At 68.3% G+C, this 22,702-nt stretch carries 18 protein-coding genes; 6 read left to right on the top strand and 12 right to left on the bottom strand.

Annotated elements, in window-relative coordinates; genetic code table 11:
* Positions 1–12 precede the first annotated feature (12 nt).
* On the bottom strand, positions 13–621 hold the full coding sequence (locus tag WFK36_RS19055) for a TetR/AcrR family transcriptional regulator (protein ID WP_008377154.1): 609 nt from the start codon (positions 619–621) through the stop codon (positions 13–15).
* Between the two features lie 25 nt (positions 622–646).
* A complete protein-coding gene (locus WFK36_RS19050; protein WP_336793566.1) occupies positions 647–1,822 on the bottom strand; it encodes a glycoside hydrolase family 3 N-terminal domain-containing protein in 1,176 nt (391 codons plus the stop codon).
* 97 nt (positions 1,823–1,919) lie between these two features.
* On the opposite strand from WFK36_RS19050, the gene WFK36_RS19045 reads away from it, so the two are divergent.
* Together WFK36_RS19045 and WFK36_RS19040 are read left to right on the top strand one after the other, a co-directional pair.
* On the top strand, positions 1,920–2,123 hold the full coding sequence (locus WFK36_RS19045) for a DUF2613 domain-containing protein (RefSeq protein WP_040519543.1): 204 nt from the start codon (positions 1,920–1,922) through the stop codon (positions 2,121–2,123).
* 4 nt (positions 2,124–2,127) lie between these two features.
* On the top strand, positions 2,128–6,480 hold the full coding sequence (locus tag WFK36_RS19040; protein ID WP_336793564.1) for a DUF3367 domain-containing protein: 4,353 nt from the start codon (positions 2,128–2,130) through the stop codon (positions 6,478–6,480).
* Here WFK36_RS19040 and WFK36_RS19035 read toward each other — a convergent pair.
* Positions 6,378–7,532, bottom strand: coding sequence for an acyltransferase family protein (locus WFK36_RS19035; RefSeq protein ID WP_336793562.1), 1,155 nt, complete (start codon positions 7,530–7,532; stop codon positions 6,378–6,380). The genes WFK36_RS19040 and WFK36_RS19035 overlap by 103 nt on opposite strands.
* A 38-nt stretch (positions 7,533–7,570) precedes the next feature.
* Here WFK36_RS19035 and pgfA point away from each other — a divergent pair, with 38 nt between their 5' ends.
* Entirely contained in the window at positions 7,571–8,644 is a 1,074-nt protein-coding gene (gene pgfA / locus WFK36_RS19030) for a cell envelope lipid trafficking protein PgfA (protein WP_336793561.1), read from the top strand.
* Here pgfA and WFK36_RS19025 read toward each other — a convergent pair.
* The gene (locus tag WFK36_RS19025) at positions 8,641–9,858 is read right to left on the bottom strand and encodes a polysaccharide biosynthesis protein (RefSeq protein ID WP_336793559.1); all 1,218 of its coding nucleotides are present in this window, start codon (positions 9,856–9,858) and stop codon (positions 8,641–8,643) included. The two genes, pgfA and WFK36_RS19025, sit on opposite strands and share 4 nt — an antisense overlap.
* A 39-nt stretch (positions 9,859–9,897) precedes the next feature.
* On the opposite strand from WFK36_RS19025, the gene WFK36_RS19020 reads away from it, so the two are divergent.
* Both WFK36_RS19020 and WFK36_RS19015 read left to right on the top strand, forming a co-directional pair.
* On the top strand, positions 9,898–10,812 hold the full coding sequence (locus tag WFK36_RS19020) for an HpcH/HpaI aldolase/citrate lyase family protein (protein ID WP_008377142.1): 915 nt from the start codon (positions 9,898–9,900) through the stop codon (positions 10,810–10,812).
* A gap of 3 nt (positions 10,813–10,815) precedes the next feature.
* The gene (locus tag WFK36_RS19015; protein ID WP_336793557.1) at positions 10,816–12,501 is read left to right on the top strand and encodes an MmpA family trehalose lipid delivery protein; all 1,686 of its coding nucleotides are present in this window, start codon (positions 10,816–10,818) and stop codon (positions 12,499–12,501) included.
* Here WFK36_RS19015 and WFK36_RS19010 read toward each other — a convergent pair.
* A complete protein-coding gene (locus WFK36_RS19010; RefSeq protein WP_008377140.1) occupies positions 12,444–13,571 on the bottom strand; it encodes a glycosyltransferase family 4 protein in 1,128 nt (375 codons plus the stop codon). The genes WFK36_RS19015 and WFK36_RS19010 overlap by 58 nt on opposite strands.
* Positions 13,572–13,618: 47 nt before the next feature.
* Here WFK36_RS19010 and WFK36_RS19005 point away from each other — a divergent pair, with 47 nt between their 5' ends.
* Positions 13,619–14,365: a class I SAM-dependent methyltransferase gene (locus WFK36_RS19005; protein ID WP_008377138.1), complete on the top strand. Its 747-nt coding sequence runs from the start codon at positions 13,619–13,621 to the stop codon at positions 14,363–14,365.
* Between the two features lie 137 nt (positions 14,366–14,502).
* On the opposite strand, the gene WFK36_RS19000 is transcribed toward WFK36_RS19005, so the two are convergent.
* The 7 genes from WFK36_RS19000 to WFK36_RS18970 all read right to left on the bottom strand — a co-directional run bounded on the left by WFK36_RS19000 (position 14,503) and on the right by WFK36_RS18970 (position 22,657).
* On the bottom strand, positions 14,503–14,994 hold the full coding sequence (locus WFK36_RS19000; protein WP_336793555.1) for a hypothetical protein: 492 nt from the start codon (positions 14,992–14,994) through the stop codon (positions 14,503–14,505).
* Positions 14,991–17,540, bottom strand: a complete 2,550-nt coding sequence (locus WFK36_RS18995) for an ABC transporter permease (RefSeq protein ID WP_336793779.1) — start codon at positions 17,538–17,540, stop codon at positions 14,991–14,993. The genes WFK36_RS19000 and WFK36_RS18995 overlap by 4 nt, the downstream gene beginning before the upstream one ends.
* Positions 17,541–17,554: 14 nt before the next feature.
* Positions 17,555–18,337 (bottom strand): ABC transporter ATP-binding protein, encoded by a 783-nt coding sequence (locus WFK36_RS18990; RefSeq protein WP_052005325.1) that lies wholly within the window; start codon positions 18,335–18,337, stop codon positions 17,555–17,557.
* Between the two features lie 295 nt (positions 18,338–18,632).
* Positions 18,633–20,453, bottom strand: a complete 1,821-nt coding sequence (locus WFK36_RS18985; protein ID WP_008377131.1) for a phosphoenolpyruvate carboxykinase (GTP) — start codon at positions 20,451–20,453, stop codon at positions 18,633–18,635.
* 112 nt (positions 20,454–20,565) lie between these two features.
* Positions 20,566–20,868 (bottom strand): DUF6802 family protein, encoded by a 303-nt coding sequence (locus WFK36_RS18980; protein ID WP_336793553.1) that lies wholly within the window; start codon positions 20,866–20,868, stop codon positions 20,566–20,568.
* A gap of 53 nt (positions 20,869–20,921) precedes the next feature.
* The gene (locus tag WFK36_RS18975; RefSeq protein WP_336793552.1) at positions 20,922–21,998 is read right to left on the bottom strand and encodes a hypothetical protein; all 1,077 of its coding nucleotides are present in this window, start codon (positions 21,996–21,998) and stop codon (positions 20,922–20,924) included.
* Positions 21,995–22,657, bottom strand: coding sequence for a hypothetical protein (locus tag WFK36_RS18970; RefSeq protein ID WP_336793550.1), 663 nt, complete (start codon positions 22,655–22,657; stop codon positions 21,995–21,997). Before WFK36_RS18970 ends, WFK36_RS18975 begins: the two co-directional genes overlap by 4 nt.
* Between the last annotated feature and the right edge of the window lie 45 nt (positions 22,658–22,702).

The raw sequence follows: 22,702 nt of genomic DNA, 5'->3' as shown, positions 1-22,702 counted from the left end.
GTGTGTACGCGGTCAGTCGTCGGCGTGGGAGCCGACACCGCGCAGACCGCGCCACGTGATGCCCAGCAGCAGATCGGTGGCATCGTCGAGGTCGACGTCGCCGTCGGACATCCGATCGGCGACGGCCTCCCCCGCGCCCACGAGCGCCACTGCGGTGAGTTCGAAGTCGACGTCGCGGGCACCCTCGACGGTGGTTCCGCGTCGGATGAGGTCGGTGATCATCGCGGTGACACCGCTCCGACTCTCGGTGACGATGTGGGCGAACGCAGCGGTGCCCACAGAAACGCGGTACAGCACCCGCCATGACTGCGCGTTCTCGTGGACGAACCGCAGAAATTCACGGACCAGGATGCGCGCTTGGTCTCGCTGGCGCAGCTCGGGATCGAAGCCTGCACTCATCGACTGCATGAACCGGCCGGACTCGCGGGCGATGCACGCGGCGAACAACTCGTCCTTGGAGCCGTAGTAGAGATACAACATCGGCTTGGAGATCTCGGCCTGCGCAGCGATGGCGTCCATCGAACTGTCGGAGAATCCGTGTTCGGCGAACACGGTGATCGCCGCATCCAACATCTGCTGCTCGCGGACCGCGCGAGGCAGCCGCTTCGTTCCGCTGGCCATACCCCTAACTTACCACTCGGTAAGTTCAGGTGCAGGTGATCACTCCCTTGGCCTTGAGGATACGGAGCACCGACGTGTCGATCCGCTTGCGGTTCAACTTCTTCGACTCGACGGCTTTCTCCAGCGAGTCGAGTACTGCCGAGACTTTCTCGGTCGACAGCCACAGCCCGATATCCGACCCGGCATTGATCGCCTTCCGTACCGCCACGTCGATCGGGAACTTGTCGCTGATCGCCTTCATGCCCGACAGGTCGTCGGAGAACACGACACCGTCGAACGGGACGCCACCGTAGCGAGTTCCCTTGCGCAGCATGCCGATGGTCGCCGGGCTGATGCTCGACGGCGTGTCCGGTCCGGTCAGACCGGGCACGATGAGGTGGCCGACCATCACGCCGACGTTGCCGGGGTTCTTGAGGAGAGTCTTGTAGGGGACGAGATCGCTGGTGATCAGCTCGCTCAGTGGAGGCGTCCGGACGGTCCCCGTGTGCGAATCGCCCGAACCGTGACCGTGTCCGGGGAAATGCTTGTAGACGGGCATGATCCCGGCGTCCAGCAGGCCCTGCGCGTAGGCGCCCGCGTACTTCGCGACGACGGCGGGATCGTTCGAGAACGACCGATCACCGATCACCTCGTCGTCCGGCTCATCGCTGACGTCGGCCGACGGCGCGAAGTCGACTGTGATGCCCAGCGCCTTCATCTTCTTGCCCGCCGCCTTGGTCATCGCGCGGACTTCCTCCGGCGTCTTCGTCTTGGCGAGTTCGCGCGGAGCCGGCATGTCGATGCCGAGCTTCGCGAGGCGGCTCACGCGCCCGCCCTCCTGATCGACTGTCACCATCAGCGGAATGTCCTGTGCGTCCGACAGCTTCTTCGCCGAACCGTCGCTGAGCATGGACATGTCGGTCCAGCTGCCGATGAAGATGCCGCCGAGGTGCTCGCGTTCGACGACCTGCTTCGCGTCGGCCGCGTCGGCCACTCCGACGACGAGCAGCTGTGCCAGCTTCTGGCGCAACGTCAACGATGCGAGTTCGTCGCTTCCGCACGACTTCGGGCCCGCCGACGTGGACGTGACCTTCGACGAGGTCTGCTTCGTCGTCGTCGGACTCGGCGACGACACTGCGTCGTTCGGCGAGTCGGAACACGCAGACACCGCGAGCAGAGACGCGGCGGTCAGAACGGCGACAAGTGAACGAGATCCACGCATGACGACAGTCTCGCACGCGACACCGCGCCGATGCCGTCGACATGCGCCGGCTCGCGGAGCAGTCGTCCGGACGGATGAGGATGGTATTTTGGGCGGCATGGTTCGCGACCGATTGATCTATGGTGCCCTCGCCGCGGTCGCCGGCGTGATCGTCGGCATCGGCGGCGTCTTCCTCGGCGGTGTGCTCGCGTCGGAGACGAAGCCGTCGACCGACATCAACAGCGTCAACGGACAGGACGGATTCGTCCAGGGCTCCGTCGAGTACGGCACACGCGGCGGATCCACCAGCGACAATTCCTGATCGTGTGCTGACGCGCCGCGGCACGTGCGTGGTCGGCGTCGTCTTCCTCGTCCTGTCGTTCTGGCAGGCGCCGGGCCGCGTAGCCCCAGACACCAAACTCGACCTCACCGCCGATCCGATCGGTTTTCTGGCTCGCGCCACTCACTTGTGGTCGCCCACCATGCCTATGGGCCAGATCCAGAACCAGGCGTACGGGTACCTGTTTCCGCACGGTGCGTTCTTCGCCGTCGGCGACCTGTTGCACCTTCCACCGTGGGTGATCCAACGACTGTGGTGGGCCGTTCTGCTGACCGCCGGATTCATCGGCGTGGTGCGGCTCGCCGAAGCCCTGCGGATCGGCTCCCCGTGCTCTCGGCTGATCGCCGCCGCCATGTTCGTCGCGGCGCCCCGCGTGGTGACGACGCTTGGAACGATCTCGTCCGAGACTCTGCCGATGATGCTCGCACCGTGGGTGCTGCTGCCGGTTGTCCGTGCGCTCGAGGATCGGCGGCGTTCGAGTAGCGGAACGACCGGGCGGCCGCTGTGGCAGGAGGCAGCACGGTCGGCCTGTGCGGTGGCGCTGATGGGCGCGGTCAACGCCGTCGCAACCGTCGCCGCGGTGAGCGTGGCCGTGCTGTGGTGGATCGCGGCGACCGTTCCCCGCAGTGGGCGTCGCACCGGACTGGTGTTCGGCGGTTGGTGGGCACTCGGTCTGGCCGCGGCGTCCCTCTGGTGGATCATTCCCCTGCTGATGCTCTCTCGCGTCTCACCGCCCTTCCTCGACTTCATCGAATCAGCGCAGGTCACCACCGAGTGGACGTCTCTCACCGAGGTCCTGCGCGGGACGTCGTCGTGGACACCCTTCGTGTCCGCCGAGCGCGCCGCGGGCGCCGTCCTGGTGTCTCAGACCGCCGCGGTCATCGCGACCGGAGTCCTCGCGGCGGCCGGCCTCGCCGGATTGACGATGCGCGCGATGCCGGACCGCGGCCGATGGCTGGCGATCCTGTGCACCGGCCTCTTGGCACTCTGCCTCGGTTATCCCGGAGCGCTCGGCTCCCCGATCGCCGAGACCGTCCGAACTTTCCTCGACGGCGGCGGCGCCGCACTGCGCAACGTGCACAAGTTCGACCCGCTCATCCGACTTCCCCTCGCTCTAGGCGTCGCCCACCTGCTGGCCCGAGTTCCTGTTCGATCGCTGCTGGCGAAGCCGTCGGCGTCGAACGGGTGGGGTAGACCCGCGGCAGCTCTGATGGTGGTTGTGGTCGCCGTGTTCGGGTCCGGTTCGCTGGCCTGGACGGGTGGGCTCGCTCCCGCGTCGAGTTACCGCGCGATCCCCGACTACTGGCAGCAGACTGCCGACTGGCTCGACTCGCACGCCGCCGGCGTCCGCACCCTGGTGGTGCCGGGAGCCCCGTTCGCCGACCAGGTGTGGGGCCTCACCCGTGACGAACCTCTGCAGGCGCTCGGGTCGACCCCGTGGGCGGTCCGCGATGCGATCCCGCTGACCCCGCCGGGCGCGATCCGTGCGATGGACTCGGTGCAGCGCACTCTCACATCGGGTCGCGGGTCGACCGCCCTCGCCGACACCCTCACCGCCCAGGGCGTCGGATTCATCGTCCTGCGTGCCGACCTCGATCCGGCGACGTCCCGGTCGGCGCGCCCGTTGGTGGTCGCCGACGCATTGCGCAGGTCGCCCGGCATCACCGTCGCGGCACGCTTCGGGCCGGACGTCGCGCCTCCGACGATCGACGGCATCGTGGTCGACGACGGATTGCGCCCACCGATGCCCGCGATCACCGTCTACCGCGTCGGCGACGCACGCGGCACGGGCCCGCTGCTGACCCCGCTCGACCGCATTCCGCGTGTCACCGGCGGTTCCGAGTCGCTCGCCGCGATCAACGAGGCGCGCACTCGCGACGGAAGGCCTGCGCTGGGGACCGCGTTGCTCTCCTCGGACGCGCGCCGAGCCGGAGTCGGAGACGGTCCGGGCCTCATCGTCACCGACACCCCGGCCGACCGAGAGACCGATTTCGGGAGGGTCGACGACCACTCGTCGGCCATCCGCGGTGTCGACGATCCACGTCTGACGAAGAACGCCGCCGCCGACTACCCGGTCGACGGAGCGTCACTCGTCCACGGCCAGTGGCTGTTGAACAACACGCCGGATCGAGTGCGGGTGTCGTCGTCGGGGTCCGCGGCGGACGCGACCCAGCCCGGCCGGACGTCGCCCGCATCGTCGGCGGCAGCCGCGTTCGACGGCGACACGCGCACCGCATGGGTCAGTCGCGGCCTGGAGTCCGCAGTCGGACGGTGGCTTGCAATCGAGTTCACCGAAGCACACCGCAACCTGGCCCTGACGGTGACCACAGCCAAGGCGTTGGGTCCGGACGTCACGTCGCTGCTGGTCACCACCGACGCGGGCAGCACTGTCGTGTCCGGTGTGACGCCGGGTGAACCGACGCGGATCGTCGCTCCCGCCGGTCCGACGAAGCGAGTGGAGATCCGCGCCATCCGAACTTCGGACGGTGGAGGAGGCAACCAGTTCGCCGTCGCCGACGTCCGGGTGGCCGACGCGGGCACCGGCCTCGGTTACTCGATCAGGCACCGCGTGGTGCTGCCTTCGTTGGACGCCGCCGACCGGGTGAACGAGTGGGTGCTGTCATCGGAGTTGGGCTCACGGTCCGAGTGCACGTCCGTCGGGGAGCGTGTCCGCTGCGCTCCCGCGCTCGGTTTGGATCCGGAGTCGCCCGGCGTCTTCGGTCGCGCCCTGTCGGTGCCGTCTGCCACCGACGTGACCCCGACGGTGATCCTGCGCCCTCGGCCGGGGGGCACGCTCACCGATCTTCTCGAGGTGCCTGGACAGATCCGGGCCGAGGGCGCGTCGAGCGTGACCGATCCGCGAGGGACCGCTGCGGCGGCCGTCGACGGCGACCCGACCACAGTGTGGACTGCGCCGGAGGCTCCGGCGCCTGCAGACAAGGCGAAGGACAAGAAGAAGACGACCAAGCCGCATCTGGTGTTGCGGTTGCCCGAGCCGCGGACGGTCTCCTCACTCCGGATCTCCGGCCCCGGCGACTACCCCGCGACTCCGACCTCCGTGACTGTCGACCTCGGGACCGGGCCCCAGCGAGTGTCCATTGGCAGAGACGGCACTGTGCCGTTGACCCCGGCACGAACTGACCGGATCACGGTCACCGTCACCAAGACGACCGACCTGATCGACGTCAACGACCTCGGCTTCGCTCGGCAGTCGCCGCCCGGCATCGCCGAGATCGCGGTCTTGCCCGGTACCGGATCGGCCGTTCCGGACGTGGACCGTCCTATCGAAATCGGATGCGGTACCGACCCGGCGGGGCCGCTCGGCATGGGACTGTCGGCGGGCGGCGAGGTTCACCGCCTTCAGGTGTCGACGACCGCACGTGCGCTGCGCGACGGGGAACCGATCGTCGCGACCCCGTGCCCCGGCCCAGGAGTACATCTCGCCGCGGGCGAGCAAGAGGTGTCGGTTAACCCGGGCGACGCGTTCACCGTCGACTCGGTGAACCTGCGTGCGGGCCCCGACGCCGTCGGCGTCAGCACTCCGGCGGAGACCGGGCGATGGGATGCCACCGACCGCGAGGTCGAGGTCGGCGCCGCCGACACCGTTCGAGTCCTGTCGGTGCCGGAGAGCACCAATCCGGGGTGGCACGCGCGTCTGGGCGGCGTGGAGCTGACCCCGATCGTCGTGAACGGCTGGCAGCAGGGATGGCTGCTTCCCGCGGGCGCCGCGGGCACGGTGTTGTTGACCTTCGACCTCGACACTCCCTATCGATGGACGCTTCTCCTCGGTCTCCTGCTCGTGGCCGCGCTCTTCATCGCCGCCGCTGCTCGCCGACACCGTTTCCGAGGCTTCGACTCGACGCCTCGGCTATCGCCTCGGAGTCGGCTCAACCAGCAGGAGGAGGCCCCCTCCCCACTGCTCGTTGAGCCGGGCGAACCGCACACGGAGGCCTCTTCACTGCTCGTTGAGCCGGACGGAGCGCTAGCGAAGTCCGTGTCGAAACGTCAGCACCCGGCACGAATCCCAGCCACCCTCGCCGTCGCTCTGATCGCCGCGTACCTGCTCACCGGTCCGTGGGGCGCAGCGGCGGCCGTGGTCGCGGGTTTGATCGCAGCGGCCGTGACACCCCCCGTCCGCGTGGTCATGACGTTCTCCGCCATGCTGATCGCGACCGTCGCCCTCGCGACAGGTCCGTGGAACTCCGGGGCGGTGTACGCCGGGTACGACGCACTTCCTCAGTTGGCGGCGATCGTCGCCGTCTCTACCGCCGTGACCTCGGCGGCCCTGCCCTCGCGACGCTTCAGCGCCCGCCGGAGAGGTTCTTCGACGAAGGCGTAACCGGCCGCCGACACCGGCACCGTGAGGACAACCGTGAGGAGCCAGACGGTGACGAAATGACCGTCGAACGCGGCGATCCCGAACAGGCCGAACACCGACGTCAGAATCGCGACGTGCCAGATGAAGATGCCGTACGACCATCGTCCGAGAGCCGCCATGACCGGCGAGTCGAGGAATCGGAACCTGCCGTCGCCCAGTACGAGCGGCGCGAGGACCGCGTACGCCCCGATGCCGCCGAGGAGCATCTTCGCCGCGTACTGGGCGTCGGACATCGGAGCGAGGCCGACGGGACCGGCGATCGGCGTCGACGCCAGGCCGTACGCCACGACGAACACCACGAACATGACTGGCCGGTTGGCCGACCAGCGCGCATCGACGCCAGACGCCGAGAGTTCGGCGAGGATGAGTCCGGCAGCGAACCACGGCAGGTGACCGAACACCCAGTTGTGAGGTTCGACCCCGGCCTGCAGCGGCAGCAGTCCGGCCACCGGCCCCCACGCCAGGCTGAGGGCGGCCACACCGAGCAACACCGGAACGCGAAGTCGCGCCCGAGGTCCGCGCATCCGGATCAATGCATAGCCGAACACCGGCAGCAGCAGGTAGAACGCCACTTCCACGGACAGGCTCCACATCTGGGTGAGTCCGGGAGCCAACGTCAGGGGAACGAACACCTGCGTGAGTGTGAGGTTCGCGATCAACACGGTGGCCGACGAACCGCGAGCCTGCGGCACCAGGAGCAGAACCGCGATCACGACCACCGCGTACGCGGGCCAGATGCGGACGAATCGGTGCCGCAGATACCGACCGACTGCAGGCGGCGGTGCATCAGTACGCGCGGCGACCGCGTATGGACGCCACAGCAGGAAACCGCTGAGCGCGAAGAACAACGCGACGGCGAGATCGAGTCGCCCGAGGATCGGGCCGATGATCGGGATGTCCAGCGTCGCGGTCTGGAATGCGACGTGCGTGGTGAGGACGCCGAGCGCGGCAACCGCCCGCATGCCTTCGAGCTGCGGGTAGAAGGGCCGAGGTGAGTCCGCGGTGGCGTTCATGTCCTGACCGACACTAGCGCCCGGGTACGGTCTGGAGCATGGCCGAGACCCCCACGCCTCGCTGGACGACACGTGATCTGCTGGCTCCGACCGCGTTCTTCCTCGGCGCGCTGCTGGTCGCGGCGGCGATCGCGGTGGGACCGGTCGTCGGCGACCGGTTCCGCGCCGTCCGCCTCGACATCGACGCCACCTGGGTGGCTGATGGTGCGGACGGGTCGCGAGTCCTCGATCGGTGTTCTCTCGACCGCCCCACCGCACGGGTCCTCGACGCGCAGGTGCAGCAACGGCGCCGCATCGTCGCCGTCCGGCCGTCGGACGCCGACATGGTGACGCTGCAGGCCGGAACATCGCTCGGCGTCGACCACTACATCGTCGACGGGAAGTCGGTGAAGGCGAAGGACGTCTGCGCAGAGCAGACTCTGGCGGCGACGATCGACAGGGTCACGATCGATCGGGTGACCGCACTGCCGACCGGTGACGCGTCCGAGATCCAGTTCGACGACAAGAAGGGCGCGGTGTCGATCCCCGACCGGACGGGTTTCACCTACCTTCTGCCATACGACTTCGAGCTCACCTTCCCGCGATACTTCGACGTGACGACTCGCCGATCGGTCCCCCTTGCCCACACCGGCAACGAGACCGTCGACGGCCGCAACACTGCCCACTTCACCGCGACAGTCTCCGACACCGACCTGTCGCAATTCGACACCCGCGCCGTCGTCACCCGTCCGGCGTCGTGGTTCGGAACATTCCGTGGGGTGGCACCCGACGAGCCGCTGACCGCCACCCTGCATCATTCTTCGGTGCGCGACCTGTATGTCGACGTCGCGACCGGCGTGATCGTCGACGAGCGCGTCCACATCTCCGAGGAGTTCCGCTTCACTCCGGCCGTAGCCTCCCGGTCGCGCGAACTGCGCGACTTCCGATTGGTCAACATCGAGTCGACGCTGATCGGCGATCGTCAGTCGCGGCAGGACGCCGCCGGCGCCGCAGCCGCCCGCCAGCGCCCGGTCACTCTTGTCACCGTCGTCCTGCCCATTGTTCTCGGAGTGCTCGGCGTCGGCGCGATCGCCGCGGGTGTGATGATCAGTCGCCGCTTGGCGCGGAGCTAGGCCTCGGACGACTCCGCGAAACGGAGCCACGCACTGGTGACCGCGACAGCGGCCGCCGCGGAGGACGCAGCGATCACCGCCAGAGACGTGACAGAGTCGGCGACGGTCGCGATGAAGGCCACTTCGACCACGAGGACGCAGAACGCGGGCAGGGCGCCGCGCGCACGATTGCGGGCGATCGCCGCGAGCAGCATCAACTGGAGGATCGCGAGCAGAGCTCCGGTGAGTGCGAACAGCCACATCAGTGTCGACACGGACCGGTAGTCGTCGGAGATGATCGTGGGAACGATAGGTCCGGCGAGTGCTGCCGCGCCGATGACACACACCCCGATGCCTGCGAGGACGACGAGCGCCCGGCGCAGGGCGTCCGACGAGCGGATCGGATCCGCGAGCCGCGGATACACCACCACCCCGATCGCCTGAGGCAGCCAGAACGCCGCCTTCGTCGCGACCGCGCCCAGCGCGTAGACGCCCGCGTCCGACGAGGAGAGCACCGCGCGTGACAGCAGCAGGTCGACGGACACGGCGACGATCATCACGAATTGGACTCCGGACGCGGCCAACACATCGGCGAGCGACACCCGAGCCCGGTCAGACGTGTCGGAGCGATACCCGTCTCGTGCGGCGACCCCGGCGACCATCGCGGCTGCCACCGCGGTACCGGCGGTTCCAGCGGCGAGGGCTCCGGTCGGGCCGAGGCCTCCGTACACGGCCACCACAACGGGGACGGTCCTCAGTACTCCCACGCCGGCTAGAACTGCGCCGAGAACACCGAACCGCCCGGCCCCTTGCAGGAGCCCCTGCCCACCCGCCACGACCGCGAGCGGGGCGGCAGCCAGCAAGGCCGCGGTCGTCGAGGCGAGCGACGTGTGCGCGAGTTGCATCATGACGGCGACGCCGACGACCGATCCTGCAGCGACCGCCACGGCGACGCTTCCGATCAGACGCCGCAACCGTCGCCGAGACGTCCCGGCGACGACCTCGCGAGCGACGATCGCCTGCAGAGCGAGCGCCGGTACCGAGAGGATCAGCATCGCCGCGCTCAGGACCGAGTACTCGCCGAAACCGTCGGCGCCGAGCGCACGACTCGCGGGCACCTGCACGAGGTAGGCCAGGAGATTCGCGAGCAGCGTCCCCGCCGTCACCGCCCCGACTGCCCGCACCATGCCCACCAGTGTGCCGGGTCTGGTGAGGGTAGACTTCATCGACTGCATTGACCGACCTTCACCGCACGAGTAGGCCCTTCACCTGACATGTACGACTCCGAACCATTCCACGAGCCCGATCCCGCCGACGTCGGATCCCGGATCGATCCGGTACTGGCGCGCAGCTGGCTGCTCGTGAACGGCGCCCAGCACGATCGATTCGAGGCCGCGGCTCGTTCGCGGGCCGACATCGTCGTCCTGGACATCGAGGACGCGGTGGCGCCGAAGGACAAGGACAGCGCTCGTGCGAACGTCGTGCGCTGGATGGAGGACGGCCATTCGGACTGGGTCCGCATCAACGGGTTCGGCACTCCGTGGTGGGCCGCCGACATCGAGGCACTGGCCCCGACGTCGATCGGCGGTGTGATGCTGGCGATGGTCGAGTCCGTCGATCACGTGACGGAGACGGCGAAGCGGCTTCCGAACATCCCCGTCGTCGCACTGGTCGAGACCGCACGCGGCTTGGAGCGGATCACCGAGATCGCGTCGGCCAAGGGCACGTTCCGCCTGGCGTTCGGCATCGGTGACTTCCGCCGCGACACCGGCTTCGGCGAGAGTCCGATGACTCTGGCGTACGCGCGTTCGCGATTCACGATCGCTGCGAAGGCCGCGAACCTTCCGTCGGCGATCGACGGCCCGACCGTGGGCTCCAACCCGCACAAGCTCAGTGACGCCACCGCAGTCAGCTCCGAGTTCGGCATGACCGGCAAGATCTGCCTCACGCCCGACCAGTGTGCCGCGGTGAACGAGGGTCTGTCACCGTCGTTGGACGACATCAACTGGGCGCGAGAGTTCTTCACCGAGTTCCAGGCCGACGGCGGAGAGATCCGCAACGGTTCGGACCTCCCGCGCATCGCACGTGCGACGAAGATCCTCGACCTGGCACGCGCATACCAGATCGTGCCGAACGACTACGGGATCTCGGATCATTCTCCCGCACCGACAGACACCTACCACTTCTGACCTGTGCTCTTCGCGGTCAGCGGCCTGCTCACGGCACTGATCTGCGCGCCGTTCCTCGGCGGGCACCTGATCTACCGTGACGCGGTCGCCGTCCCGCGTTTTGCGCTGACCCCGTCCGCGTTCGGCATCGACGGCTCCGCCCCGCGGGCGGTTCCGCAGGACGCTGTCCTCGGTGTCGCGTCTCGTGTGGTCGACGGCGGCTGGCTGGTCGCCCTGCTCGCCGCCGCGGCGTTGTTCGGCGCCGGCATCGGGTACGGCACGCTCGCGCGACGACTCGTGCCGTCTGCGGGCGCCGTGGGCTCGGCAGCTGCCGCGGTCGTGGCGATCTGGAACCCGTTCGTCGCCGAACGTCTCCTCCAAGGCCAGTGGAGCCTGCTGATCGGCTACGCCGCACTGGCCCCGACAGTTCTCGCCGTGCTGTCCTGTGCATCGCGCCCCGGTCGCCGAGAGTTGTCGAAGTGCATCGCTCTTTTCGCCATCGCGGGGTTCACCCCGACCGGCTCGGTCCTCGCCCTGATCATCGCCGTTGTCGTCAGCGTCGCGGTCCGGCTCCCCCGCCGCCCCACGGCCCTGCTTCTCGCGGGATGGCTGGTCACGGCGTCGCCGTGGCTTGTCGGGGCCGTCGTCTCGTCGGCGTCGGCCAGTTCAGGCGGCGCAGGCGCGTTCGCGGTGCGGGCCGAACCCGGGCTCGGATCATTCGGCACGGCGCTGGGATTGGGCGGCATCTGGAACGCCGACGCCGTACCCGTCAGCCGGACGTCCTGGTGGGCCACGGTCGCCACCGCTGCCTTCCTGGGTGTTGTCATCGTGGGTTGTGCGGAACTGCTGCGGCGTCGGACGGATCCAGTCGTCCGCGCCCTCGCAATGCTCGCGGCGGGGACAGTTGTCGTCGTTTCACTCGCGGCGACAGGTCCGGGCATCGACGTCATGGACGCCGCCCTCGCGCACGTTCCCGGTGCCGGACTGCTGCGCGACACCCAGAAGTACCTCGCGCTCGCGGTTCCGTTCCTCGCGATCGCGGCCGCCGCGGCGGTCGCCCGCCTTCGACGGCTGGTCCCCGCCGGGTTCGCCTTGTCCGCGGTTGCACTGCTCGTGATCGCTCCCCTGCCGGACCTCGCGTGGGGAGTGGGCGGCGCGATCCGCCCCGTCACGATTCCGGCCGAGTATGCGACTGTGACCGCGACGATCGGCTCCGACGACCGCACGGTGGCCCTCTGGCCGACAGCCACCGTCAGAACTCTGACCTGGACGAACGGTCCGTCACTGAGTCCGCTCCCCCGGATGGTCGACGCACCGATCGTCTCCGGCGCCGGACTCGTCGTCGACGGGGACACCTTCGACGCGCCGACCGGACGAGACGCCGACGTCATCGCCTCACTCACCGCAGGGGACACTGCGCGACTCGCCGCACTCGGGGTCGGGTGGGTGATCGTCGAGGAGTCCGCACCACCGCCGGGGCTCTCACCATCCGACGAGATGTTTCACGGCGAACATCTCCGACTGTTCCGGATCCCCGATGCCGTCCCCGCGCCTGCTCCGAGCGCGGCCGCGTGGACCGCGGCGATCACGGCGACAGCGACGTGGTTCGCGGCTCTGATCGTCGGAGCCGTGGTGAGTCTGGTCGAGGTCGTTCAGCGCAGACTGCGGAAGACGTCGGCGAAACCGTCGGCTGCGAGCGACCACGAGTAGTTCTGCGACCGCAGTCGCGCGGCGTCACCCAGCGTCGCCAGTCGCTGCGGGTCGTCCACCAGCGCAGCCACGGTGTCGACGAGTTCGTCGACGCCGTCGACGAGCACTCCGGTCACCTCGTCGACGACCGAGTCGGTCAGGCCCGCCGAACTTCGATATCCGACGGTCGGGACGCCGTGTTGGGCGGCCTCTATCACCGCGAGGCCCCAGCCTTCCTTTCTCGACGGCATCAGGTGGAGGTCGGCGGCGGCGAGGAGTTCGTGCTTGCGGACGTCGTCGACGTGACCGTGGAAGACGACGCGGTCGTTGATGCCCAGTCCGGTGGCCGCACTCCGCAGCTCGTCGGCCCACCATCCGCCGCCGACCACATCGAGGTGCGCGTCGACCCCACGGTCGCGGAGGCGTGCGACCGCGATCAGTGCGTCCTCCACCTGCTTGTGCGGGACCAACCTGGAGACGACGATCAGCCTGCGTCGGGCACGATCCACACGCGCAGGCACTCCGGACGGCACCGGATCCACGCCGTTGCGGACCACGGTGATGCGGTCACGGTCCACGCCGAGGTCGACGAGTTCGGCGGCTGACGGCTCGGACACCGTCACATAGCGGTTGCGGCGGTGCACCCGAGGCGACAGCCGCGACTCCACGAACCAGCCGATCCGCGACAGCACCGGACCGGCGACCGGCCACTGCTCTCGGTGGCAGTGATGGACAAGAACGACTGTCGGCGATCCGGTGACGGCTGATGCGAAGAAGGGGACACCGTTCTGCGTGTCGACGACAACGTCCGGCCGATAGCCCGCAAGACGTCCGCGTCCGACACGTGCCGCGCCGAGTGTCAACGCCGTCCGTAGGTACACCGTCAGACGACCGCCGCCACGCAGCACCCGCATCCCGTCGGACATCTGCCGACGAGGAGCGCCCGGATAGCCGGCGGTGACGAGGGTGACGCGGGATCCTCGGCGGGCCAGTTCTGCCCCGACCCGCTCCAGGTAACGCTCGCTGCCGCCGCCCTGCGGGTGCCCGGTGTCGCGCCAGCAGAGGAGCAGGACGTCGACCGGGGGATTCACTCGATCCAGGATATGCGACGTCAGGGCACATCCCCTACGCTGGGCCGATGACCGCGTCCAGCTTCGCTCGCCGAGCCACCCTGGCCCGCTCGCGACGACTGTTCCGGGAGTTCGGCTATGAGCAACCCGACCCGGACCGCTTCTACAGCGCACTCGCCGACGACACCGCGACGATGATCGCCGACCTGCACAGCACATCGCTGGACGGTGCTGCGGTGCTCGACGTCGGCGGCGGTCCCGGCTTCTTCGCCGACGCGTTCACCGCCCGCGGCGCCGATTACCTGTCGGTCGAGCCGGATGCGGGTGAGATGCACGCCGCCGGAATGGACCACCGGACCGCGGTCCGCGCGCAGGGCCAGCATCTTCCGTTCCGGAGCGGCAGCGTGGACGTCTGCTATTCGTCGAACGTCGCCGAGCACACCGCGACGCCGTGGGAGATGGCCGACGAGATGGTCCGAGTGACCCGACCTGGAGGCACGGTGGTGCTGAGCTACACCCTGTGGTGGGGACCGTTCGGCGGCCACGAGATGGGTTTGACGCACTACGCCGGCGGTCATCGGGCCGCGCGCTGGTACACGAAGCGGCACGGACACCCGCCGAAGAATCTGTTCGGGGAGTCGCTCTTCCCGATCACCGCCGCAGCGGGCCTCCGATGGGCTCGAGAGACCCCCGACGCCACCCTCCAGGCGGCGTTCCCGCGCTATCTCCCACGTTGGGCGTGGCCTGTGGTGACGGTCCCCGGACTACGCGAGTTCGCCGCCACGAATCTTGTCCTCGTGCTTCACCGGCACTGACGCTTCGACTCGCTTCGCTCGCTCAACGAGCAGTGGGGTGACGCTGCGCTCGCTCAACGAGCAGTGGGGACTCCCTCCTGCGCGTTGGGCACCTTCCTGCTCGTTGAGCGAGCGGAGCGAGTCGAAGCGTCGGAACGTCACCTCGGGAGCGTCGCGCCGCAGGAGATGGGCCCGCCCGACGACGTGGACGACGACAGGAGTTCCTCACCCTGCATGATCGTGCAGGTGATCGGACCGCGGATCACGATGCCGGTGAGTCGTGCACGACGGTCGGTGACGGTCGTCTTCTGCTGCCACGGGGTCCCGGTGATCGCGACGACCCGCATCGTGGAACCGCTGCGGTACGACACTCCGACGACGTCACCGCTGCCGGTGAGCTGGTAGGTCACCGAGCCCGGTTCGCCGGTGGGCCGCGTGTGAGTGCTCGTCGGCGTCGACGTGGTGGTGGACGACGACTCAGTCGTCGACGACGTGGTGGACGAGGGCGCGACAGTCGTCGTGGCGGCACCGTTGTCCGGCGACGATCCGCCACCGAACACCAGTACCGCCACGACGATCAGAACCACGAGGGAGAGCGCCACCACGAGGGACAGGACAACTGTCCGGCCGGTGTTCTTCCCAGTGCTCATCCTTCGACGATAGCCTCCAACGGTCTGGTCCGGGCCGCGGTCACGGCAGGCCACAACGCTGCGACCACACCGACGACCGCCGCTCCGACCAGGGTCCCGCCGATGAGCGACCACGGTATGACCACCCCTTCGAGGCCCCAGTACGCAAGGGTCCGGACCAGCGGCACTCCGATGGCGAGACCGAGGACGGCGCCGAGGAGCGCACCGAACACCGCGATATACGTGGACTCGAGGTAGATCGACCGACGCACCTGTGCCCTGGCCATACCGACGGCGCGGAGCATGCCGATCTCACGTTTGCGTTCGACGACCGACAGGGCGAGCGTGTTGATGATGCCGAGGACGGCGATCACCAGAGACAGACCCAGGAGGGCGTACAGCGTGATCATCATCTGATCGATCTGCGACGAGATCGCGTTCTTGAACTGCTCGCGGTCCTGGATCTGGGCGATCAGGTACGGCGCCGTCACGTCTTCCAGTTGGCTGCGGAGCGTGTCGGCGTCGACGCCGGGCTTTCCCTTGACCCAGATGGGCTGCACAACACGCATGGCCTCACTGGGGACCAGCTTGTCGTATACGTTCTGCCCGATGAGGCGAGGTCCAGCGATCTCGGAAGGTTCGTAGATCCCGACGATCGGAACGGTCACATCGGTGCCGGTCAGGGACGTGAGCTTCACGTCGTCGCCGATCTTCCACCCCTGTTCGCGGGCGGTGGGCTGGTCGACGGCCATACCGTCGGCGGGAACGTCCACCACACCCTCGACCGGCGTGACGACGGCGACGTCGGACAGCTTGCCGCCGAGAGGCGCCGTCATCCACAGGTTCTTGCCGTCGAGCTTGGCGATCGCGATCGCCTGACTGACCACGGTCTGCGCATCGGGGGCCTTGCGGACTGCGTCGGCCAAGCCGAGCGGCATCTGCCCGCCGTTGGTGCCGGTGATGATGAAGTCTGCCTTCACACCCTTGTCGACGGCCGAGTTGATCGTGCCCTTGAACGACGATCCGAGCGTGCCGATCACAACAACGAGCATGAGCCCGAGAGTGAGCGCGAACGCCGTCGCCGCACTGCGCCGCGGGTTGCGGACGGCATTGGTGCGGGCGAGCCGCCCGACAGTCCCGAACGGCTTCTGGAACACCCCGCCGAGGGCGCCCACGAACGGCTGCGACAGTGCGGGCGCGGCGAGCACGACGGCGACGATCGCCAGAACAGCGCCCACCGCGACGATCAGTGCGGGTCCGGACCCTTCACCGAGACCACCGACGACCAGTGCCGCGACAGCGAGGACACCGAGGACGGCCCCGATGAGGGTGCGCTTGCGGAGCGAACCCGCGCCCGGTTCGACAGTGCTCTCACGCATCGCTTCGACCGGTGGGATTCGCGACGCGCGACGAGCCGGAATCCACGCACTCAGCATCGTGACGATGATTCCGACGAACACCGCGGAGGCGATCGCCGACAGTCCCACTTCGATGCCGTTGGACGGCAACCCCTGCGACTTCGTGAAGGCGAGCATTCCTGCCGCGATGGCCGCACCGAGGCCGAGGCCGATGGCGCCGCCGAGCACGCCGACGAGCAGCGCTTCGGTGAGAACGGAACGCGACACGTCCTTGCGGCTGGCGCCGATCGCGCGGAGCAGCGCGAGTTCGCGGTTCCGCTGCGCGACGATCATCGAGAAGGTGTTGTAGATGATGAACGTGCCGACGAGAAGTCCGATGCCTGCGAAGGCGAGGAGGATGTAGCGGAAGATCGTCAGGAACTCGCTGATCTCAGCTTTCTGATCCGCCCGGACCTGGTCACCGGTACGGACCTTGTACAGCTCGTCCACGGTCTTCGCGTCGCCGAGTGCGGTGTGGACCCGGTCGCGGAGTTCCGAGTCGGACACCCCGGGAACTGCGGTCATGTCGACGACGCCGATGTAGTCGCCGTCGGAGAAGTAGTCTTCGGCCGTCTGCTGGTCGAACTGGATGCCGACGTAGCCGCCGGTCGACGTCGGCAGATCGGTGAGTCCGACGATCGTCACGTCGATCGGGTCGGACACTCCGGTGCCGAGGACCACCTTGGTCGTCGATCCGACGTGCAGGCCGGCCTTGTCGGCCGCGTCCCGATTGATGGTGATCTCGTTCTCCGACGCAGGCGCCCGGCCGTCGACGAGGGTCATCGGATCGCCGATGCCCTCCCCTTCGGGGATGAACGCGGACGCGACGCTCGGAGCTCCACCCGTCTGAATGGCCTTGCCACTGGAGTCGGCGACGGTCACGGGGCCGCCGAAGTTCTCGACGAGCCGATCGATGCCGAGCTCGTTCTTGGAGTCGCGGAGCTTCTCGACGAGCTCGACCGGGACGCCTGGCGCATCGGATTCGGCAGCCGTGACCTCAACCGACACGCCCTGCGCGACGTTGTCGAAGATGGCGTTGAACGCGTTGGAGACGGTCGAGGTGAAGATGACTGCCGCGGCGACGAAGCTGGTTCCCAGGACCACCGAGAACACGGTGAGGACCAGACGCAGCTTGTGGGAGGCGAGACTCCGGGTGGAGACCTTGCGCATCACCGATCCCATGATCACTGCGCTCCCGCGCTGGTAGAGCCGCCCGCACCATCGAGGTTCTTCATCACTTCGAAGACGTCGTCGGCGGACGGCGAGAACAGCTCCTGCACGAACTGGCCGTCGGCGAGGAACACCACGCGGTCCGCGTAGGCCGCGGCCCGCGGGTCGTGCGTGACGATGACGACCGTCTGCCCGAACTCGTCGGTGGCCGCACGCAGGATGTCGAGGACCTCACCGGACGACCGCGAGTCGAGGTTGCCGGTCGGCTCGTCGCCGAAGATGATGTCGGGCCGTCCCACGAGTGCACGTGCGCACGCCACACGCTGCTGCTGACCGCCGGACAGTTCGCTCGGTCGATGCGCGAGGCGGTCCCGAATGCCGAGTCGGTCGACCACCGTCGAGAACCAGTCCTCGTCGACCTTGCGGCCTGCGATGCCCTGCGGGAGCGTGATGTTCTCCTCCGCGGTCAGGGTGGGAACCAGGTTGAACGCCTGGAACACGAACCCGATGCGGTCACGTCGCAGTTTGGTCATCTCTTTGTCGTTCAGGCCCGCGAGTTCCACGTCGCCGATCCGGACGCTGCCTTCCGACGCGGTGTCGAGCCCGGCCAGGCAGTGCATCAGGGTCGACTTCCCCGAACCCGACGGTCCCATGATGGCCGTGAACTGCCCTGTCTGGAAGCCGATGGACACGCCGCGCAGAGCGTGCACGACGGTGTCACCCGACCCGTATGTCTTCGTCAACCCGTCGGCGCGTGCGGCGACCTGCTGGGCCTTGTCTGAGGCTGCGTGTGTCATACCGAACAGGTTTCCAAACATCTCGGGCCCGCGCTATCAGGATTGACCCTGACGTCGTCCCGGAGAAAGACAGAAGACCTTTCGACTCGCTCCGCTCGCTCAAGGAGCAGGCGGAGAGCTCGCCCTACTCCAGGAGCAGGTGGGGAGCTCGCCCTACTCCAGGAGCAGGTGGGGAGCGGACTGCCACCTGCTCCGTGGGGCGGGCGGCTTACCTGCTCCGTGGGGCGGGCGGCTTACCCTGCTCCTTGAGCGAGCTTGCGAGTCGAAAGGCCTTCTGGTTACAGCGTTGCTCGCGTCAGCCGAGACGTCCGCGGAGGACGTCGAGCTGAGCGGTGAGCTCTGCGGGGAGCTTGTCGCCGACGAAGTCGAACCACTCTTCGATGCTCGGGATCTCGTTGCGCCATTCGTCGACGTTCACCGCGAGGGCCTCGGCGACATCGGCTTCCGAGACGTCCAGACCGGTCAGGTCCAGTTCCTCGGGCTTGGCGACGATGCCGATCGGGGTGTCGACACCTTCGACGTTGCCCTCGATGCGGTCGACCATCCACTTGAGGACGCGGCTGTTCTCGCCGAATCCGGGCCACAGGAAGCGGCCGTCTTCGCCACGACGGAACCAGTTGACGTAGAACACGTGCGGCATCTGAGCGCCCTCGGTGCGACCGATGTTCAGCCAGTGCTCGAAGTAGTCGCCGACGTGGTAGCCGAGGAACGGCAGCATCGCCATCGGGTCGCGGCGGGTGGAGCCGACCTTGCCTTCAGCGGCAGCGGTCTGCTCAGAGCCGACGGTCGCGCCCATGAACACGGCGTGCTCCCAGTCACGAGCCTCGGTGACCAGCGGAACGGTGGTCTTGCGGCGTCCGCCGAACAGGATCGCCGAGATCGGCACGCCCTGCGGGTCGTCCCACTCGGGGGCGAGGGTCGGGCACTGCGACATCGGCGTGCAGTAGCGCGAGTTCGGGTGTGCGGCCTTGTCTGCGGAGTCCGGCGTCCAGTCGTTGCCACGCCAGTCGATGAGGTGATCGGGGGCATCGCCGATGCCCTCCCACCAGACGTCGTTGTCGTCGGTGCGGGCCACGTTCGTGTAGAGCGTGTTGCCGACCTCGATGGTCTCCATGGCGGTCGGGTTCGAGTCCATGCCGGTTCCGGGGGCGACACCGAAGAAGCCGAATTCGGGGTTCACCGCGTAGAGGCGGCCGTCCTTGCCGAAGCGCATCCAGGCGATGTCGTCGCCGACGGTCTCGGCGCGCCAGCCCGGGAGGGTCGGCAGGATCATCGCGAGGTTGGTCTTGCCGCAGGCCGACGGGAACGCGGCGGCGACGTAGTACACCTTGTCTTCGGGCGAGATGAGCTTGAGGATGAGCATGTGCTCGGCCAGCCAGCCCTCGTCGTGGGCCATCGCCGACGCGATGCGCAGTGCGTAGCACTTCTTGCCGAGGAGCGCGTTGCCGCCGTAGCCCGAACCGTACGACCAGATGACACGGTCTTCGGGGAATTGGACGATGTACTTCTCAGGGTTGCACGGCCAGGGCACATCGGCCTGTCCCGGCTCGAGGGGCGCGCCGACCGAGTGGAGCGCCTTCACGAAGAAGCCGTCGTCGCCGAGGGTCTTGAGGACCTCGGGGCCGACGCGAGTCATGATTCGCATCGACAGGACGACGTACTCGGAGTCGGTCAGCTCAACACCGAGCTTCGGGTCGTCGGAACCGAGCGGGCCCATGCAGAAAGGCACCACGAACATGGTGCGCCCACGCATCGAGCCGCGGTACAGATCCGTCATGGTGGCGCGCATCTCGTCCGGGTCCACCCAGTTGTTGGTGGGCCCGGCGGCTTCTTCTGTCTTGGAGCAGATGAAGGTGCGCGATTCGACGCGGGCGACGTCGGCGGGGTCGGAGAGAGCCAGGAACGAGTTCGGCTTCTTCTCGTCGTTCAGCTTCACCATGGTGCCGGCCTCGACCAGCTGTGCGGTGAGTCGGTCCCACTCCTCGTCGCTGCCGTCCGACCAGACGACCCGATCCGGCTGCGTCAGTTCGGCGACTTCGGCGACCCAGGCGAGCAGCCCGGGGTGATTGGTCGGGGCGTTCCCGGGTTCGAGGCCGGGAATGGTCGCAGCGGTCATGCGGAGCTCCTTGGTAACGGCGATGCCTGCGCACCGTTGCTCACCGGGCGCAGTTGTACACAGGGTACGCGCCCCTAACGGACATCCGGCAGTCGGTACAGCGAGGAATTCGTCACTCCAACCGACCTAGTGACGTAGGACTCCATGGGAGACGCTCCGCGGTCACGTCAGCCACGTCGACCGTGCCGTCCGTGTGCAGCGTCGTGACACGGTCGACCCGCCCGTCACCGTCGGTGTCGGACAACAGGACCTGGTCGCCGTCGAGTTCGCTTGCGCGCGACTCCGGCGTCCCGTCACCGTCCGCGTCGAAGTCCGCCGGGCCGAGGTCCCACAGGGAGCCGTCCTCGTAGGTCCAGAGCGAATCGGCGGGGCCCACGGGGGCGTCGCCGGAGCCGGAGACGAACCAGTCCTCCATCCGCACCCTCCCAGCCGTTCCCCTCGACCCACTTCACATCTCTCCTCTTAAGGTTAGACGCGCCGGGACGGCATTCGGTTCCATATCTCGCGGCTGACATGCGCTTCGACAGTCCCGACCCGGGCCACGAGGCGATGTTCGAGGGCAGTCCTCGACAAGCCGACGGTATCGGCGGTCCAGCGTCGAAGGGCAGCCCGCACCGCCGCTGTGCGCCGGACTCCGACGATCCATGCGGAGATCGCGAGCCCGACCGCAGCGGTGACGAGCCCACCGAGAAACCAGCCGTCGACGATCGGGGCGACGAGCATCCGCCCGATGCCGAAGCCCGCGCTCACGCCGAGCAGGAGGACGACGGCGTCCTCACCTCCCGCTGTCCGGTGAAGCGGCGGCGGAGGCGGACGCAGCGCCGGCTCGGACGCCATCTGCCCCGCATCCACACCGGTCAGCCCGATCGTCGCGACTCTCCGTACTTGATGGAGGCGATCGTCGAGCTCGGCTTCGGCGGAGAGCTCGACGGTGCTGATCGAATCGGTGAGCCAGGCCGTGTACGCCGCAGCGTCCCGCCGTCCGAGAGTTCCGCATGCACGATCGGCGGCCACCGCGAGCGCCTGCACCGACTCACGAGCCGCGGTGACCGTCTCAGTCCGCGCCGCGGCCACACCCGCACGCAGGCCTGCCAGGCGGTCCGCCCGCGGCGGCCCGGAGGATCGCCGCGCGGACCCATCGAGTCGGACGACGGGAGTCGGGGTGTCCGGTCGCCGGACCGGCGGCCCAGTGTCCGGCTGCATGCACCAGGCGACGAGCGCCTCGACTCCACCTCCGTCGTCGGTAGCCACTGCGAACACCGCGAGGTGTCGCTCGGGATCGAGTTCCTCACGGGCGCGCGCCATCGCTTCCGGCCAGTCGGGATGCCGCTGGACACCTCCCGCGACGAGAGCCGTCGGCACGGCTTCACTCGCCAGGCGATCGAGCATCGCGCGCTCCTCGAAACCGATGTCAGACGACAGGTCGACGGCGACGATCGCAGCACCGTAGCCCTCCGTCGCGACCTCGACACCCGACTTCCGCAGCAGGTCCGCGAGACGATCGGGTTCGGCGCCGGCCAGTGCGAGGATCAGCACCCCGGTCACGACGCGACTCCCGCGAGCGCCGATTCGACCAGCTCCCGATCGACGGCTCGAGCTGCCGCCAGGCGCAGTTCGGCACGCATCCGGCGGTCACGACCTGCAGCGATGTCCGTCGACATCGATCTGATCGCGGCGGCGACCGCGTCGATCCCGCTGACCTCTCTCAGCCGGGCTGTCAAGACCTCCGCGGAAACCACACCGAGCTCGCGTGCCCGGGCTACGCCTTCGACGCCGAACCGCCGCAGTACGTCGGGATCGACCGGATCGGATCGGAGGAGTGCCATGTCGCCCGGAACGACGGTCACCGAGGCGAGCAGGCCCGACACCGGGAGCACAGGCACACCGAGTGTCTGGGCGGCGATGTCGGCGAGCGCGCGCGGGTCGCCGCGCAGGTCCGCTTTGCCCGCGACGACGATCATCGCGCCGCCGGAGGCGACCGCGGCGACGTCACACCGGCGGGGCTGAGCTCCGATCACTCGGATTGTCAGGTCGACATCAGGCGGTGGACCTTCGTCGTCGGCCACAACTGTGGGCAGCCGGAATCGAGCGCGGATCGCCGCGGCCAGTGTGCTCCTCCCTGTACGTCCGTGTCCGCCGACCGCAACTGACAGCGGTGCGTTCCGGCGCGTCAACGCTCGTGCGACTGCATCGTCCACGGTCACCGCAGACCACCTCCCCCAAGGTCGAATTCGACGCTACCTGCGGTG

Origin of the sequence: Gordonia malaquae (assembly GCF_037148075.1) — a bacterium.
GTDB classification, from domain to species: Bacteria; Actinomycetota; Actinomycetes; order Mycobacteriales; family Mycobacteriaceae; genus Gordonia; species Gordonia malaquae.
Note: the sequence above shows the minus strand (reverse complement) of the source record. Positions and strands in the feature narration are given on the sequence as shown.